11 protein-coding genes are annotated in these 14,595 nt (G+C 63.8%); 5 read left to right on the forward strand and 6 right to left on the reverse strand.

Features of this window, described 5'->3' with window-relative positions:
* Positions 1–12: 12 nt before the first annotated feature.
* The 4 genes from RAD10_RS37920 to RAD10_RS37935 form a co-directional block, all read right to left on the reverse strand.
* A complete protein-coding gene (locus RAD10_RS37920) occupies positions 13–1,119 on the reverse strand; it encodes a CaiB/BaiF CoA transferase family protein (protein WP_461621457.1) in 1,107 nt (368 codons plus the stop codon).
* Positions 1,120–1,317: 198 nt separating this feature from the next.
* Positions 1,318–2,118, reverse strand: coding sequence for an FAD binding domain-containing protein (locus RAD10_RS37925; RefSeq protein ID WP_461621458.1), 801 nt, complete (start codon positions 2,116–2,118; stop codon positions 1,318–1,320).
* 14 nt (positions 2,119–2,132) lie between these two features.
* Positions 2,133–4,475, reverse strand: a complete 2,343-nt coding sequence (locus RAD10_RS37930; RefSeq protein WP_461621459.1) for a xanthine dehydrogenase family protein molybdopterin-binding subunit — start codon at positions 4,473–4,475, stop codon at positions 2,133–2,135.
* 83 nt (positions 4,476–4,558) lie between these two features.
* Entirely contained in the window at positions 4,559–5,044 is a 486-nt protein-coding gene (locus RAD10_RS37935; protein WP_018321562.1) for a (2Fe-2S)-binding protein, read from the reverse strand.
* Between the two features lie 921 nt (positions 5,045–5,965).
* On the opposite strand from RAD10_RS37935, the gene RAD10_RS37940 reads away from it, so the two are divergent.
* The 4 genes from RAD10_RS37940 to RAD10_RS37955 all read left to right on the forward strand — a co-directional run bounded on the left by RAD10_RS37940 (position 5,966) and on the right by RAD10_RS37955 (position 10,593).
* Entirely contained in the window at positions 5,966–7,681 is a 1,716-nt protein-coding gene (locus tag RAD10_RS37940) for a PQQ-dependent methanol/ethanol family dehydrogenase (RefSeq protein WP_461621460.1), read from the forward strand.
* Between the two features lie 130 nt (positions 7,682–7,811).
* On the forward strand, positions 7,812–8,993 hold the full coding sequence (locus tag RAD10_RS37945) for a c-type cytochrome (RefSeq protein WP_461621461.1): 1,182 nt from the start codon (positions 7,812–7,814) through the stop codon (positions 8,991–8,993).
* 108 nt (positions 8,994–9,101) lie between these two features.
* A complete protein-coding gene (locus RAD10_RS37950; RefSeq protein WP_461621462.1) occupies positions 9,102–9,788 on the forward strand; it encodes a response regulator in 687 nt (228 codons plus the stop codon).
* A 106-nt stretch (positions 9,789–9,894) separates the two neighbouring features.
* Positions 9,895–10,593 carry a response regulator gene (locus tag RAD10_RS37955; RefSeq protein ID WP_461621463.1) on the forward strand — a complete coding sequence of 233 codons (699 nt, stop codon included), beginning with the start codon at positions 9,895–9,897 and terminating at the stop codon, positions 10,591–10,593.
* Between the two features lie 41 nt (positions 10,594–10,634).
* Here the strand turns inward: RAD10_RS37955 and RAD10_RS37960 are convergent, their stop codons facing one another.
* Both RAD10_RS37960 and RAD10_RS37965 read right to left on the reverse strand, forming a co-directional pair.
* On the reverse strand, positions 10,635–11,993 hold the full coding sequence (locus tag RAD10_RS37960; protein WP_461621464.1) for a hybrid sensor histidine kinase/response regulator: 1,359 nt from the start codon (positions 11,991–11,993) through the stop codon (positions 10,635–10,637).
* Between the two features lie 10 nt (positions 11,994–12,003).
* The gene (locus tag RAD10_RS37965) at positions 12,004–13,170 is read right to left on the reverse strand and encodes an FIST N-terminal domain-containing protein (protein ID WP_461621465.1); all 1,167 of its coding nucleotides are present in this window, start codon (positions 13,168–13,170) and stop codon (positions 12,004–12,006) included.
* Positions 13,171–13,438: 268 nt separating this feature from the next.
* Here RAD10_RS37965 and RAD10_RS37970 point away from each other — a divergent pair.
* Positions 13,439–14,595 (forward strand): HAMP domain-containing protein (locus RAD10_RS37970; RefSeq protein WP_461621466.1); only part of this gene is annotated, 1,157 nt, incomplete at its 3' end.

Genomic DNA, 14,595 nt, shown 5'->3' on the forward strand with positions numbered 1-14,595 from the left:
CCGGCGCGAGACTTACCTCTTCCACGCCTGCATCACCGCCCCGATCTCCGCCGCCTCCGGTTCACGCACCGCCGACGGTGTCCGCGAAAACCGCGGCGCAGGCGCGGGCTGCTTCACGCCGTGGCGCTCGACGAACACGTTGCGGGCGACCATGTGCGGATGCTTTGTTGCTTCCGACATGGTCAGCACCGGCGCGAAGCAGATGTCGGTGCCTTCCATGATCTTGCACCAGTCCTCGCGCGTCTTGCTCTTGAACACCGCCTTCAGCTTCTCCTTCAGCGCCGGCCAGGCCTTGGGGTTCATTTGCGCGTCGAAATCGGCGTCGGTCAGGCCCGCATGCTCGCGCAGCAGCGCGTAGAACTGCGGCTCGATCGAGCCGATCGAGACGAAGTGCCCGCAGGCGCATTCATAGACGCCGTAGAAATGCGCGCCGCCGTCGAGGAAGTTCTGGTTGCGCCCCTCGGTCCAGCGTCCCAGCGTCGTCATGTCGAAGAAGAACGACATCAGCGAGGCCGCCCCGTCGCACATCGCGGCATCGACGACCTGGCCCTTGCCGGATCGCTGCGCTTCCAGCAGGGCTGCAAGCACGCCGACGACGAGATAGAGCGCGCCGCCGCCGAAATCGCCGACCAGATTGAGCGGCGGCACCGGCGCTTCCTTCGTGCCGATGGCGGCAAGCGCACCGGTGATGGAGATGTAATTGATGTCGTGGCCCGCGGCATTGGCGAGCGGGCCTTCCTGGCCCCAGCCGGTCATGCGGCCGAAGACCAGCTTGGGATTGCGTGCGAGCACGACGTCCGGCCCGAGCCCGAGCCGCTCCATCACGCCGGGACGGAAGCCTTCGACCAGCGCATCGGCGCTGGCAAGCAGGTCGAGCACCTCTGCGATCGCCGCCTTGTCCTTCAGGTCGAGCTCGATCACCTTGCGGCCGCGCCCCGCCACCGACTTCATGCTCTTCTTCGCGCCGACCCGGTCGAGCGTGACGACGTCGGCGCCCATGTCCGCCAGCATCATGCAGGCGAACGGGCCAGGGCCGATGCCGGCGAATTCGACGATGCGGAAGCCCGAAAGCGGGCCGGAGGCGCGGACGGTCGAGGTGGGCGCTGATTTATCGAGCACGTTGTTGTTTCCTCGGGTCGCGGGCGGATGCCGATGGTTCGGCAATCGCCGCTGACATTCTTCTTTGGAGCGAGTTAATCGGCTGATTAACTTTTCTCGCCTTCATGCCAGCGAGGCAAGCGCTTTTGATGCCGCACCGCCAAAATAAAACGGCGCGCACCGAAGTGCGCGCCGCGGAAAATTTGTGTCGAGGCGCTATCAGCGCGCCGCGGCCACCGCGCGCTGCGCCATCACCTTGACGAGGTTGGCGCGGTACTCGGCAGTGCCGTGGATGTCGGCCAGCAATCCGTTCGCCGAAATGCTGACGCTGTCGATCGCCGACGGCGACCAGTTCGCCTTCAGCGCGGTTTCAATCGCAGGAACCCGCATCACACCGGATTGCGAGGCACCAGTCGCGGCGACGCGAACGTCGCCCGACTTGGTCTGCGCGACGAATACGCCGGTCAGCGCAAAGCGCGAGGCCGGATGCCGCATCTTCTCGTAGCCTGCTTTCGCCGGAACCGGGAACGAGACGGCGGTGATGATCTCGCCGTCTTCGAGCGCCGTGGTGAACAGGCCTTGGAAGAAGTCCTCGGCCGAGATCGACCGCTTGTTGGTCTTCACGGTGGCGCCGAGCGCGAGCAGTGCGGCGGGGAAATCCGCGGCGGGATCGTTGTTGGCGATCGAGCCGCCGATCGTGCCGCGGTAACGCACGGCGGGATCGCCGAGCACCGAGGTGAGATAGGCGATCGCGGGAATCGCCTTCTTCACATCGGCATTGGTCATGATGTCGTAATAGATCGTGGCGGCCTTGATGGTCAGCGTGTCGCCGGATAATTCGACGCCCTGCAGCTCCTTGATCTTGCCGAGGTCGATGACGTCGGACGGGCTGGCGAGCCGCTGCTTCATGACTGGAAGCAGCGTCTGGCCGCCGGCAAGGAACTTTGACTCGCTGCCCTTAGCGAACAGGCTTGCGGCCTCGTCGACCGAGGAAGCGCGATGATAGGTGGTCTGGTACATCTTCGTTCCTCCTCTTAAGCCGCGTGGATCGTGCGCCACACCCGGTCAGGGGTTGCGGGCATTTCCAGATTGTTCTTGCCGATCGCATCCGTGATCGCGTTGATCACGGCCGCAGAGGCGCCGATCGCGCCGGCCTCACCGCAACCCTTGATGCCCAGGGGATTGCCCGGGCAGAGCGTCGTGGTGTGGGAGAGGTTGAAGGAGGGCACGTCGTCGGCGCGCGGCATGGCGTAGTCCATGAACGAAGCCGTGACCGGCTGGCCGTTGGCATCGTAGATCGCGTGCTCGAGCAGCGCCTGTCCGATGCCTTGAACAAGGCCGCCATGGACCTGGCCCTCGACGATCATCGGGTTGATCAGCCGGCCGAAATCGTCGGCTGCGACGAAGTCGACGAAGGAGGTCTTGCCGGTGCCGGGATCGACCTCGAGCTCGCAGATATAGGTGCCGGCCGGGAAGGTGAAGTTGGTCGGATCGTAGAAGGCGCTCTCCTTCAGACCCGGCTCCATCCCGTCAGGCAGATTGTGCGCGGTATAGGCCGCAAGGGCGACCATCGGCAGGGCAATCGCTTTGTCGGTGCCGGTCACCTTGAACTCGCCGCTCTCGATGACGATGTCGGCCTCGGAAGCTTCCAGCGCATGCGCCGCAATCTTCTTGGCCTTGGATTCCATCTTCTCCATCGCCTTCAGGATAGCGGTGAGGCCGACGGCCGCCGAGCGCGAGCCGTAGGTGCCCATGCCGAACTGCACCTTGTCGGTGTCGCCATGGACGATCGAGACTTGGCTGATGGGGACGCCGAGGCGCTCCGCGACGAGCTGGCAGAACGTGGTCTCGTGACCCTGGCCGTGGCTGTGCGATCCGGTGAGGATCTCGATGGTGCCGACCGGGTTGACGCGCACCTCGGCCGATTCCCACAGGCCGACGCCGGCGCCCAGGCTACCGACCGCCTTCGACGGCGCGATGCCGCAGGCCTCGATGTAGCAGGAGACCCCGATGCCGCGCAGCTTGCCGTCGGCTTTCGCCTTGGCCTTGCGGGCGGGGAAGCCGGCATAGTCGATCGCCTTCATGGCAGCGTCGAGCGAAGCGTTAAAGTCCCCGGTGTCATAGGCCATGATGACAGGCGTCTGATGCGGGAACTGGGTGATGAAGTTGGTCCGGCGCAGCTGGGCCGGATCGACCTTCAGCTGCCGCGCCGCCGTTTCCATCAGCCGCTCGATCAGATAGCTCGCCTCGGGGCGCCCGGCGCCGCGATAGGCGTCGACCGGCGTGGTGTTGGTGTAGACCCCGACCACCTCGGCATGGATCGCCGGGATGTTGTACTGGCCCGACAGCAGCGTCGCGTAGAGATAGGTCGGCACCGACGACGAGAACAGCGACATGTAGGCGCCGAAATTGGCGTAAGTCTTCACCTTGAGGCCGGTGATCTTGTTGTTGGCGTCGAACGCCATCTCGGCATGGGTCACATGGTCACGGCCATGCGCGTCGGTGAGGAAGGCCTCGGTGCGGTCGCCGGTCCATTTCACGGGACGGCCGATCTTCTTGGAGGCCCACAGCGCCACCATCTCTTCGGGATAGATGAAGATCTTGGAGCCGAAGCCGCCGCCGACGTCGGGCGCGATCACGCGCAGCTTGTGCTCGGGGGCGATGTTGTAGAACGCCGAGAGCACGAGGCGGGCGACATGCGGGTTCTGCGAGGTCGTATAGAGCGTGAAATGCTCTTCGGCCGCGTCGTAATCGGCAATCGCCGCGCGCGGCTCCATCGCATTCGGGGCGAGGCGATTGTTGGTGACGTCGAGCTTGACCACATTGGCGGCCTTGGCGAAGGCTGCATCGGTGGCGCCCTCGTCGCCGATCACCCAGTCATAAACCTGGTTGCCGGGAGCTTCGGGGTGAAGCTGCGGGGCGCCTGATTTGATCGCGGCGTGGACGTCGGCGACCGCGGGAAGTTCCTCGTAATTGACGACGACGGCTTCCGCAGCATCGCGCGCCAGATTCTTGCTGTCCGCGATCACGACCGCGACGGCCTGACCGACGAAGCGCACCGTCTCCGGTGCCATCGCCGGCCATGCGCCCATCTTCATCGGGCTGCCGTCTTTGGAGGTGATGGCCCAGCCGCAAATGAGGTTGCCGACCTTGTCGTCGACGATCTGCTGGCCCGTGAGCACCGCGACCACGCCCGGCATCTTCAGCGCGGCGGAGGAATCGATCCCCTTCACCTTGGCGTGTGCGTGCGGGCTGCGGATGAAATGGGCATGGGTCATGCCCAGCAATTTGATGTCGTCCACGTACCGGCCCTTGCCGGTAATGAAACGCTTGTCTTCCTTGCGCACGACTCGCGCGCCGATGCCTTCAACACCCATGTCTGGTCCTCCCGACCGGAAATTTCTTTGACCGCGCTTTCCCTCGAAAGCTGCAGCCGTGGCTCTTTTCGAGGCGCGCCGCTTTACTCGGCCGCCTGCGAGACCTTCATGCGCCCGGCTGCATCCAGCACGGCTTTGACGATGTTGTGGTAACCAGTGCAGCGGCAGATATTGCCTTCCAGCTCGGTGCGGACGGTGGCTTCGTCGAGCTGGCCACCATGGCGGTGCACGATGTCGATCGCCGACATGATCATGCCCGGCGTGCAATAGCCGCATTGCAGGCCGTGATTGTCGCGGAAGGCGGCCTGCATCGGGTGCAGCTCGTCGCCCTTGGCGATGCCTTCGATGGTGGTGATGCTGGCGCCGTCGGCCTGGCCCGCCAGCATGGTGCAGGATTTCACCGCGCGGCCGTCCATGTGCACGACACAGGCGCCGCACTGGCTGGTGTCGCAGCCGACATGGGTCCCCGTGAGATTGAGGTGATCGCGCAGCAGTTGGACCAGCAGCGTGCGGTCCTCGACGTCGACAGCAACGGCCTTGCCGTTCACTGTCAGTTTGACTGTAGACACGGTGTCGTCCTCCCAGAATGTTTGTAGTTATTCCAATTAGAAACAGCGCGATGAAACTTTGCAACTGGGATTTTGGGTCGCCGGGCGTCACGAAACGGTCGTCGAGGCGCCGCGATCAGACAGCAGCGATCCGTGCCGCAGCCAGTGCATGGCGCGACCTGTCCGAAACCTGCGGGGAGATGGTCTCTCGTCTTCCGCGGCGTCCTCCTCTGCCATCGCGCGAAGGCTGCTCGCCCGCGGATGTCGGTCCAGCGCCGCCGATTGTCTCTCCCTTGGGACTCCTGTCGTCGTTCCGCAAATAGGAACACGGCCGGGCAACTTTGTAATCGCGATCTTGGTAGTAGGATTTTGCGCGATAAGCCATTGATATTATTGAAGCGTTCATCGATTCATCAGGGGCCGGGCCGACTCGGCGGGGCCTGCCGAGAGGCGGACTGCCCAAGTCCGCCTCTCCTCCCTGGCGATCAGTGGATGCGAAGAGCCAACCGAATTCTCGAGATGGCTTCGCGAACCGAGTGCCACCGTCGTGCTGAAGGCCTGCCGGTCACAGCGAGCGACAACCACACGGCGACATTGACGGATATCGTAACGCCCAGCGGTCATCCGCCGCGGTTGAACCGCCGTCGTGATTTGCGGTCGTGACTGATGCCGACTTTCGACGGAACGCGCGGATGGCTACACGATGTTGCCGCAATCCGATCGGCGGTTTCGAGCGGCCAACGAGCGACAAGAAGCGAGTGCCGACAACGAGATGAGTGGCCAAGCCTGACAGTGATTTGCACTACTACCTTCCGCCTATACTAAGCGCGAAAAGGCGATGCTGTAATTTCCGTGATGGTTCGCAGGTGAACTGCGTATCGAAATGCGCAAAGCGCATCGGCGCCCAACGTGGCGCGCAAAGCAACATCACGGAGGGAATAAATGACCTTTGGAACGAGGGGCTTCTTGGCCGGCATTTCGATGATCGCGATGCTGGGCACCGGCACGGTTGGCGTTCGCGCCAACGATTCACTGCTCAAAGCGCAATCCGATTCCAATCAATGGGCGGTCGCGGGCCACGACTACGCCAACACGCGATTCAGCCCGCTCAACCAGATCAACGCGGAGAACGCCGGCAAGCTGTCGCTTGCCTATTCGTTCTCGCTTGCATCGCTGCGCTCGAACGAATCCTCGCCGATCGTCATCGGCAACACGTTGTACGTCTCGACCTCATGGGGGCCGAAATACGTCTATGCGCTCGACGCTGCGACCGGCGCGCGCAAGTGGACCTACGAGCCGGAGATTCCGGACGACGTGCTGCAATACGCCTGCTGCGACGTGAACAATCGCGGCGTCTCCTACGCCGACGGCAAGATCTTCGTCGGCCGGCTCGACGGCAAGCTGACCGCGCTCGACGCTGCGACGGGCAAGGCGTTGTGGACGGCGAAGGTGGTCGATTACAAGCAGGGCTCGGTCATCACCTCACCGCCACTGGTCGTGCGCGACAAGGTCATCACCGGCTTCGGCGGTGGTGAGTACGGCGTGCGCGGCGCGCTTCAGGCCTTCGACATCAACACCGGCAAGCTCGCTTGGCAGACCTTTACCGTTCCCACGCCGGAGGAGCCCGGCGGCGATACCTGGAAGGGCGATTCCGCGCAGCATGGCGGCGGCGCGGCCTGGCTGGTCGGCTCTTATGATCCCAAGACCGATACCGTGTATTGGGGCACCAGCAATCCCGGGCCGTGGAACACTGCCGTGCGCTCGACCGGCAACGGCGATTTCGGCAAGCTGACCAACCTCTACACGGCCTCGACGCTCGCGCTCGACCCCAACACCGGCAAGATCAAGTGGCATATCCAGACCACACCCGCCGACGCCTGGGACTATGACGGCGTGAACGAGGCCGTGCTCGCCGACCTCAACATCGGCGGCAGCAACGTTCCGGCGCTGATGAAGGCCGATCGCAACGGGTTCTTCTTCGTCGCCAACCGCGAGACCGGCAAGGTTCTTTCGGCGGAGAAGTATGTCTTCTCGAACTGGGCGCAGAAATTCGATCTTGCCACCATGCGGGCGGTCGAGGATCCCGACAAGCGTCCGGGCCCGGGCCATCCCGCCAAGGACATCTGCCCCAATCTGATCGGCGGCAAGAACTGGCAGCCGATGTCGTTCAATCCGCAGACCGGCCTCGTCTACATTCCCTCCAATAATGTCTGCATGGATTGGTCGGTCAGTGACGTCGCCTACAAGCGCGGCGTGTTCTATCTCGGCGCCGAATTCCCGACCAAGGAAGGCCCCGGCGGCTTCCTCGGCGAACTCGTGGCCTGGGATCCCGTCAACCAGAAGAAAGTCTGGTCCATCAAGGAAGACCTGCCTTTCAATGGCGGTACGCTGACCACTGGTGGGGGCCTGGTGTTCGCCGGCAACATCCATGGCGACTTCCGCGCCATCGATGCGAAATCCGGCAAAATGCTCTGGAGCAAGAATCTCGGCTCCGGCATCGGTGCGGGTCCTGTGACCTACATGGTCGACGGCAAGCAATACGTCGCTATCGTCGTCGGCCGTACGGCAGCGCTGCCCGCGTTCCTGGGCGAGGTTGGCAAGAAGATGACGGCTGCAGCTCCCGAGGGCGGCTCGCTCTTCGTGTTCTCCGTCCAGTGACCACTGGCGCGTGTATCCCCAAGTGACGGGATACACGCGCTCTTTTCCCAAAGTGTGATCGCGTCGTTGCGGCCGAGGCCAGGCCTTGTCGCAACGTCACGCCAACGATGCCCAACCACGGGAGGTGAAGATGCGCCCAATTCGTTCTGGCCTTGGCCACAGCAGACGTCGCGCCATCGCAGCTTTACTTGCATGCATTGCCGGCTCCGCGCTCATCGTGCCGGCCGCCATAGGCCGAGCGGACGAAGTGCAGCCGTTCCGGCTCTGTGCCGATCCGACCAATCTTCCGTTCTCGAGCAACAGCCCCTCGCAACCCGGCTTCTATGTCGAGATCGGGCAGGCGTTGGCGCGGGCACTCGGCCGGCCGATCGCCTACGATTGGTACAAGTCGTATTTCGGCAAGCGCACCGTCCGCGTCACTCTGCTCGGCAAGCAGTGCGACGCCATGATCGGCCTGCCGCGCTCCGAGGATTTCATGGGGCCAGCCGTCATCTTCTCGAGCACGGTTGCGCGTGAAGGTTACGCCCTCGTGACCGCAAAGGACCGGACGATCTCAGGGGTCGACGATCTCCGGGGCAAGCGGGTCGCCGTGCAGTTCGCCAGCACACCGCAAAACCTCCTGGCGACGCGTGACGATATCCAGAAGGTGACGGTGCTGTCGCCCGAGGAAGGCATGCAGGCGCTCGATCGGGGCAAGGCCGACGTCGCCTTTATCTGGGGGCCCGTGGCCGGCTGGCTGAACAAGACCGTCTACCAGGATCGCTATCGCGTTCAGCTCACCGAAGGCGAAGGTTTGTCGTGGGACGCGGCGATCGGCTTCGCGAAGGCCTCGACAGAGCTGCGCGACCAGATCGATGCGGTTTTGCCGGACCTCGAGCGGACCATCGCCGACCTCAAGATGAAGTATGGCCTGCCGACCGGTCAGCCTCTCCGCCTCAGCGCCGTGCAGACGCCGGCGGGAACCACGACCGGAGCCGGGACCGGCGTGGCGCAAGTGGCCAACGTCGTCGCGACCGAGACCAAGGGCGACGCGCTGGCGTCAAATGCCGAAGCTGTCGGTCAGGGCAAGGAGATCTTCAACGGCACCTGTGCGCATTGCCATGGTCCCGACGCGATCCAGAGCGAGCGGAAGATCGATCTGAGGCTGCTGCGTCACCGCTACGGCGACGAGATGCGAGAGAAATTCTTGACCACGGTGCATGAGGGGCGTCCAGCCAAGGGCATGCCGTCCTGGAAAGAGGTCTTCACCGATGGCCAGTTCGACAGCATCTACGCCTTTCTGCTGACGGTTCAGACCGAATCGAACGACTGAATGGTCTTGACCGGAGGGCATCGCGGAGATGTTCTAGGGTCCGTTTCGCATCCATCGGCACCAACGTCCGATGGATGCGCCCGCGCGATGGACCCCGGGGAAGGTGCCATGACCAGCTTCCTGATCATCGATGATCATCCGCTGTTTCGCGAGGCGCTCGGCAATGCCGTGCGGTTGGCGCTGCCGGAGGCCCGCATTCTGGAGGCGATGTCGATCGAGGACGCCTTGCGGGTTCTTTCGGTCGAGCGGGGGATCGACCTTGCATTGCTCGATCTCTCGCTTCCCGATGCAACCGGTTTCTCCGGCTTTCTCAGGCTGCGCGAGGCCTATCCGCGCCTGCCGGTTGCCATCGTCTCGAGCGAGGAGGATCAGCATGTGGTCCGCGAGGCGCTGGCGCTGGGTGCTGCCGGCTATCTGCCAAAATCCACGTCCAAGCGGGAGCTCGCGCAATCGATCGAAGGCGTCCTCGGCGGATCGGTGTCGGTGCCGAAGGATTTCGTGGCGCAGCCGCAGCGGAAGCGGGCCGACAGCAGCAAGGCACTCAGGGTCAAGCTTCGCGAGCTGACGCCGCAGCAGCTTCGCGTGCTCGATCTGCTTCGTCGCGGCTATCCGAACCGGCAGATCGCGCAGGAGCTTCAACTCGCCGAATCGACCGTGAAGGCGCACATCACCGAGATCCTGCGCAAGCTCGGACTGTTCAGCCGCAACAAGGCGATCGTCGAGATCGGCAAGGTCGACTTGCCGGATCCGCGGCAGCGGCCCCATGCGAGGATCGATCGGGGGAGGCCGCAATGAGCTGCTGGCCCGACTTGATCTGGATCAAGCAGGATTGCTCCGGCAACGGCATGCTCGCCGCTCTGATCGCTGACTTCGGTGACGAGTTGGGAACGGCCCAAATCTGATGCGGTTTCTGATTGTCGAGGATCATCCGCTGTTTCGCGAGGCGCTCGAGGGGGCGCTGCAAATGGCGACGCCGGATGCCGATATGCTTCAGGCCACCTCGATCGACGGTGCACTCGAGTTATTGGCGTCGAGACCCGATGTCGACCTCATTCTTCTCGACCTGTCGATACCCGGGACGACCGGACTGTCCGGTATCATCCGCATCCGCAAGGCGTTTCCGCGCATTCCCGTCGTCATCGTGTCGGGGCACCAGGACGCGCAGATCATTTCGGGCGCATTGTCGCTCGGCGTATCCGGCTACATCCTGAAATCCTCGTCCAAGCAGGAGCTGGCGCATTCGATCAGCGAAGTCGTCCGCGGCGCGGTATGTCTGCCGGCCGCCTTTCGCGCGCTGGCCCGCCCGCAGCGTTCGCCGATCGCGGCCCAGGAGCTCCTGAAGCGCCTTCACGATCTGACACCGCAGCAATTGCGCGTTCTTGAAATGCTCAAGCGCGGCCTGCAGAACAAGCAGATCGCCTTCGAGCTGAAGATCTCCGAGACCACCGTGAAGGTTCACGTCTCGGATATCCTGCGCAAGCTGAACGTGCTGAGCCGCACCAAGGCGATCGTCGAAATGTCGAAGATCGATTTCGCGACGCTGGCGGGCTCCGGAGCTGTCGCGAAGCGCGACCGCGCCCGGACCGATCCGCAAGCATGATGCAGCCCTCTTTCGTCGTCGATGCGGCGCGGGGTGATGAACTAGCTCAGCAGGAACGACAGCAGTGCGCGCATTTCCGCCGGCCTGATCGGCTTCTTCAGCACTTCCAGCCCATAGCGGCTGGCTTCCGCCGCAGCCTTTTCGGAATAATCCGCGGTGATGATCATCGCCGGCACGTCCGAGTTCAACTGGCGCCGGATTCCCTCGACGGCCGACAATCCGCTTTCGCCGTGATCGAGATGGAGATCGGCGATGATGGCGTCCGGCGAGCCGCCTAGCTCACTCAAACGCTGGGCGGCGTCCGCGGCGGATCTCGTGGTCGCGACATCGCAGCCCCATCCCTCCAGCAAGGCGGCCAGCGCCTCCGCGCCCGAGGCGTCGTTCTCGATCAGCAGGATCTTGGCCCCTCCCAGAGCGCCATAGTGCAGATCGGCGGGCTTCATTTCCTGGAGATCGTCGCTGACATCAGCGCGATCGGCCTGCTCCAGGTCGAGTACGAAGGTCGATCCCCGGCCGAGATGCGAGGACAGCCGCACCTCGTGCCCGAGCGCCGTCGCGAAGCGGCGCACGATCGAAAGACCGAGACCGAAGCCGGCCTGGTCGGTCGCGCTCGCGTCGCCGCGCTGGAACTCCCGGAAGATCGCCTCCTGCTGCGCCTGCGCAATTCCGGGTCCGGTATCGGAGATCTGGATCGCGATGCGATCGCCACGACGTCTGCATCCCATGATGACGCCGCCGCTGCGAGTATAGCGGATCGCGTTCGCAAGCAGGTTTTGCAGGATTCTCCGGAGCATCATCGGGTCGGACAGGACCGCGAGCGGCGAGGTGCGGACGCGCAGGGACAGTCCCTGCCTCCAGGCGATAGGCTCGAACTCGTCGCGGAGCTGGTCGAGCAGCGGCCCAAGCGCAGTCGGCCGCACGTCGGGCCGGAGCGCGCCCGCATCGAGCTTCGCGATCTCCAGAAGCGAGCGCAGCAGGTCTTCCAGCGTGACCAGGGACCGGTCGACCTGGTCGATGAGCAGGCCCGCTTCCTGCGACTCCATCATCTCGGTGAGCGCCGACAGGGTCAGGCGCGCCGCGTTCAGCGGCTGGAGGAGATCGTGGGTGACCGAGATCAGCACGGACGATTTCAGCGAGCTTGCAGCTTCCGCCTGCTGCTTGGCGCGGTACAGGCCTTCATTGGCCCGTTCGACCGAACGCAGAGCATCCCGCAACTGATGCGTCCGGTCGCGAATCTGATGGTCGAGCGCAATTGCGGTTTCGAACAGCGAGAACGCATTGAGCTGCTGATCCATCGACCGCTCGACGCGGGACATCAGCGCCGCATTGATCTTCTTCAGCTTGACGGACTCCCGCCGAAGCTGCTCGATCGTTTCGGCATCCTGCCAGGTCTCTGCCACGTCGGCTCCGTTACGTCGGCCGCCTGCCGATGGCGACGCCGGTGAAGGTCTGGTTCACGTGCATCGAGCCGAACTGTTCGCCGTAGGTATGGAATCCGACGACGCGGTTCTGCCGGTACAGCTCGGACATTTCGCGGGAAAGCTGATGCTGCTCGGCATCCAGCCGGCGTAGCAGGCATTCGAAGCCAATATAAAGAGAGACGTCACCAATCTGGTCACGGGTTTCCGCGAAGGCGTCGCGGGTGGCTCCGACCAGGCTGCACGAGGTTGCCGTCGTCAGCACCATGCCCTCATCGATCGCGCAGAAGAAGCGCAGCGAGCCGTCGGGATCGACGCGCTGGATCGACCGCGCATAATAGGAGCCGCCGACCCGGACCAGCACCGGATGAGATGCGAAGGAGAACGGGTCGAGCTTGGCGTCGATGATTCCGACTGCACGGGAATATTCCGCGGCGGCAGGCTCCGCGTTCAATTCCTTGACGACGCGCTGCTCGATATCGGCCTCGGTGACCACCAACTTCTGTGCGGTCGGCTCGAAATTGTCGCATTTGAACACGCGGAACGGCAGCGACGTGTTGAGGAGAATGAGGAGAGCCGCGTCGGTGTGGGCCTTGCCGTCGAAGAACACCCAGGTCCTTTCGAAGCGCAGGCCGTCGCCGGCCGACCCGCCGACGATCGGGATATTGTCGAGCGAGGCATAGAGGGCGGACATCACAGCTTCTTCGCGACGGCACATGCCGTCGATGAGCACCAGGCCGAACGGGTTGCGGCCGCCGACCTCCGAGGTCGTCCGCAACAGCTCGTGGCGAAGCTCGCTGCCGATCCGGCGGCCGTCCTCGACGTGGAAATTGGCGAGATTCAGGATCGGCCGGACCACGGCGTTGAAGTCGGCCTGGCTGAACGTCATCGCGACAACGCTGTTCTCGTCCCAGCCGTCCGGCGCCAGCTCCCCTGCCGTCGTGCAACCGCAGACCGGCGTGTCTGCAAAGTGTGTCGTGATCTCGGCGATGAACCGATGAGGATCGTATCGGGGGGAGAGGAAGACCAGGACCAGGGCCAGCTCGTCCGACGGAAGCTGGGCGACCAGCTCGGCAACGGCCTCGTCGACGGTCGGAGCTTTCGATTTCGCGACCGCAACGCCGGACGAACCGCCAAACCGAAGATCGGCCTGCCCCACTTCGTTTCTCTCCTCAAGGACCGGCTTGGTCTGTCGCCAAGATCTGCCGCCAAGTGCCGAAAACAGTAGGGCTTTTTCATTCTAGCCGCAACAAGTCGCGCGGTGTCCGGTCCGGACTGGAAGTTGCCGGTCTGGCTCGCGCAGCCCGGGATTGCGGGCCGGAGGAATTTACCGCCCCTTGACGATTCTGCCTTAGTTTTGCGCATGCGGTCGGGGAGGCGGGGCGCCTTCGGATCGCGGCTGTTTGGAATAAATAATGGGGGTGGGAATGTCCGGGCGTATCGCGTCGCCGTCAAAGCGCACAATATTTCCCACCCTGAGGTTCCGCGCCAAGATCATCCTGGGTTTCGCGGTCGTGCTGGTGATCTCCGCCGGCAGCATGGCCTTCTCCTATTTCGGCTTCGAGCGAGTCTCGGCCGGGGTCGGGTCCTATCGCAGCAGCGTGTCGGAGGCGGACCTCGCCCGCAACATCGACCGCGAGCTGCTCGGCTACCGTTCGGCCGTCAAATATTTCGTCGTGACCAGCAAGGAAGATGACGCCAAGGCGGCGCTCGAGGCCGAGGCCAGCCTGAAGAATGCCATCGACCAGGCCGTCAAGAACGCCAAGACCGCAGCGCGGAAGGACAGTCTCGACAAGCTCGCCAAGGAGTTCGCGAATTTCTCCGCAACCTTCGGCAAGGTTCTGCAGGCCAAGCGTGACAGCACGTTGCTGGTGCAGAACCAGTTGCAGCGCCAGGCCAATCTCCTGAAGTACAAGCTCGACGACGTCGGCAACAACGCGTCCGATTCCGAGGCGCAGGCGATCGAGTTCGGCACCAAGCAGGTCAACGCTCAGTTCCAAACCGCGAGTGCTGCAGCCACCAATTTCGTGCTGACGTCCGATCAGGCAATCGCGACCAGCGCGTTGGCGCGGCTGAAATTCGTCGAGAACTCGCTCGGCGCGGTCTATTCCATGGACGATAAGGTCGTCGCCGGCCTGAAGGAGGCCAAGACCATCCTCGGCGCCTATCGCGAGGCGCTGGAGAAGCTGATCGCCAACGCCAAGTTGGTCGACGGGCTCGTCACCGAGATGAGCGGCTCGGCCGGTGCGATCCTGCAAGGCGCGACCGCCATGAAGGCGGACCTCGTCGCCGAACAGCAGCGGCTGGACACGGAGTCGGAAGCGACCATCGGGCAGACCGAGCAACTGGTTCTGATGCTCGCCATCGGCGGTACGCTGCTTGGTGCGTTCCTCGCCTTCCTGCTCGGCACCGGCATCTCGCGTCCGATGATCGCGATGTGCAAGGCGATGCGTGAGCTCGCCTCGGGTAATTTTGACGTGGTGCTGCCGGGTCTCGGCCGTAAGGACGAGATCGGCGAGATGGCCGGTGCGGTCGAGGAGTTCAAGGTTCAAGCCGTGGCAAAAGCCGAGCGCGATGCCGCTGC

The organism is Bradyrhizobium sp. 23AC (genome assembly GCF_054863025.1).

Excerpts from the sequence above, each read along its gene's own strand:
- RAD10_RS37940 (WP_461621460.1), top strand. The coding sequence starts at position 5,966 with ATGACCTTTGGAACGAGGGGCTTCTTGGCCGGCATTTCGATGATCGCG.
- RAD10_RS37925 (WP_461621458.1), bottom strand. The coding sequence starts at position 2,118 with ATGTACCAGACCACCTATCATCGCGCTTCCTCGGTCGACGAGGCCGCA.
- RAD10_RS37950 (WP_461621462.1), top strand. The coding sequence starts at position 9,102 with ATGACCAGCTTCCTGATCATCGATGATCATCCGCTGTTTCGCGAGGCG.
- RAD10_RS37930 (WP_461621459.1), bottom strand. The coding sequence starts at position 4,475 with ATGGGTGTTGAAGGCATCGGCGCGCGAGTCGTGCGCAAGGAAGACAAG.
- RAD10_RS37945 (WP_461621461.1), top strand. The coding sequence starts at position 7,812 with ATGCGCCCAATTCGTTCTGGCCTTGGCCACAGCAGACGTCGCGCCATC.
- RAD10_RS37955 (WP_461621463.1), top strand. The coding sequence starts at position 9,895 with ATGCGGTTTCTGATTGTCGAGGATCATCCGCTGTTTCGCGAGGCGCTC.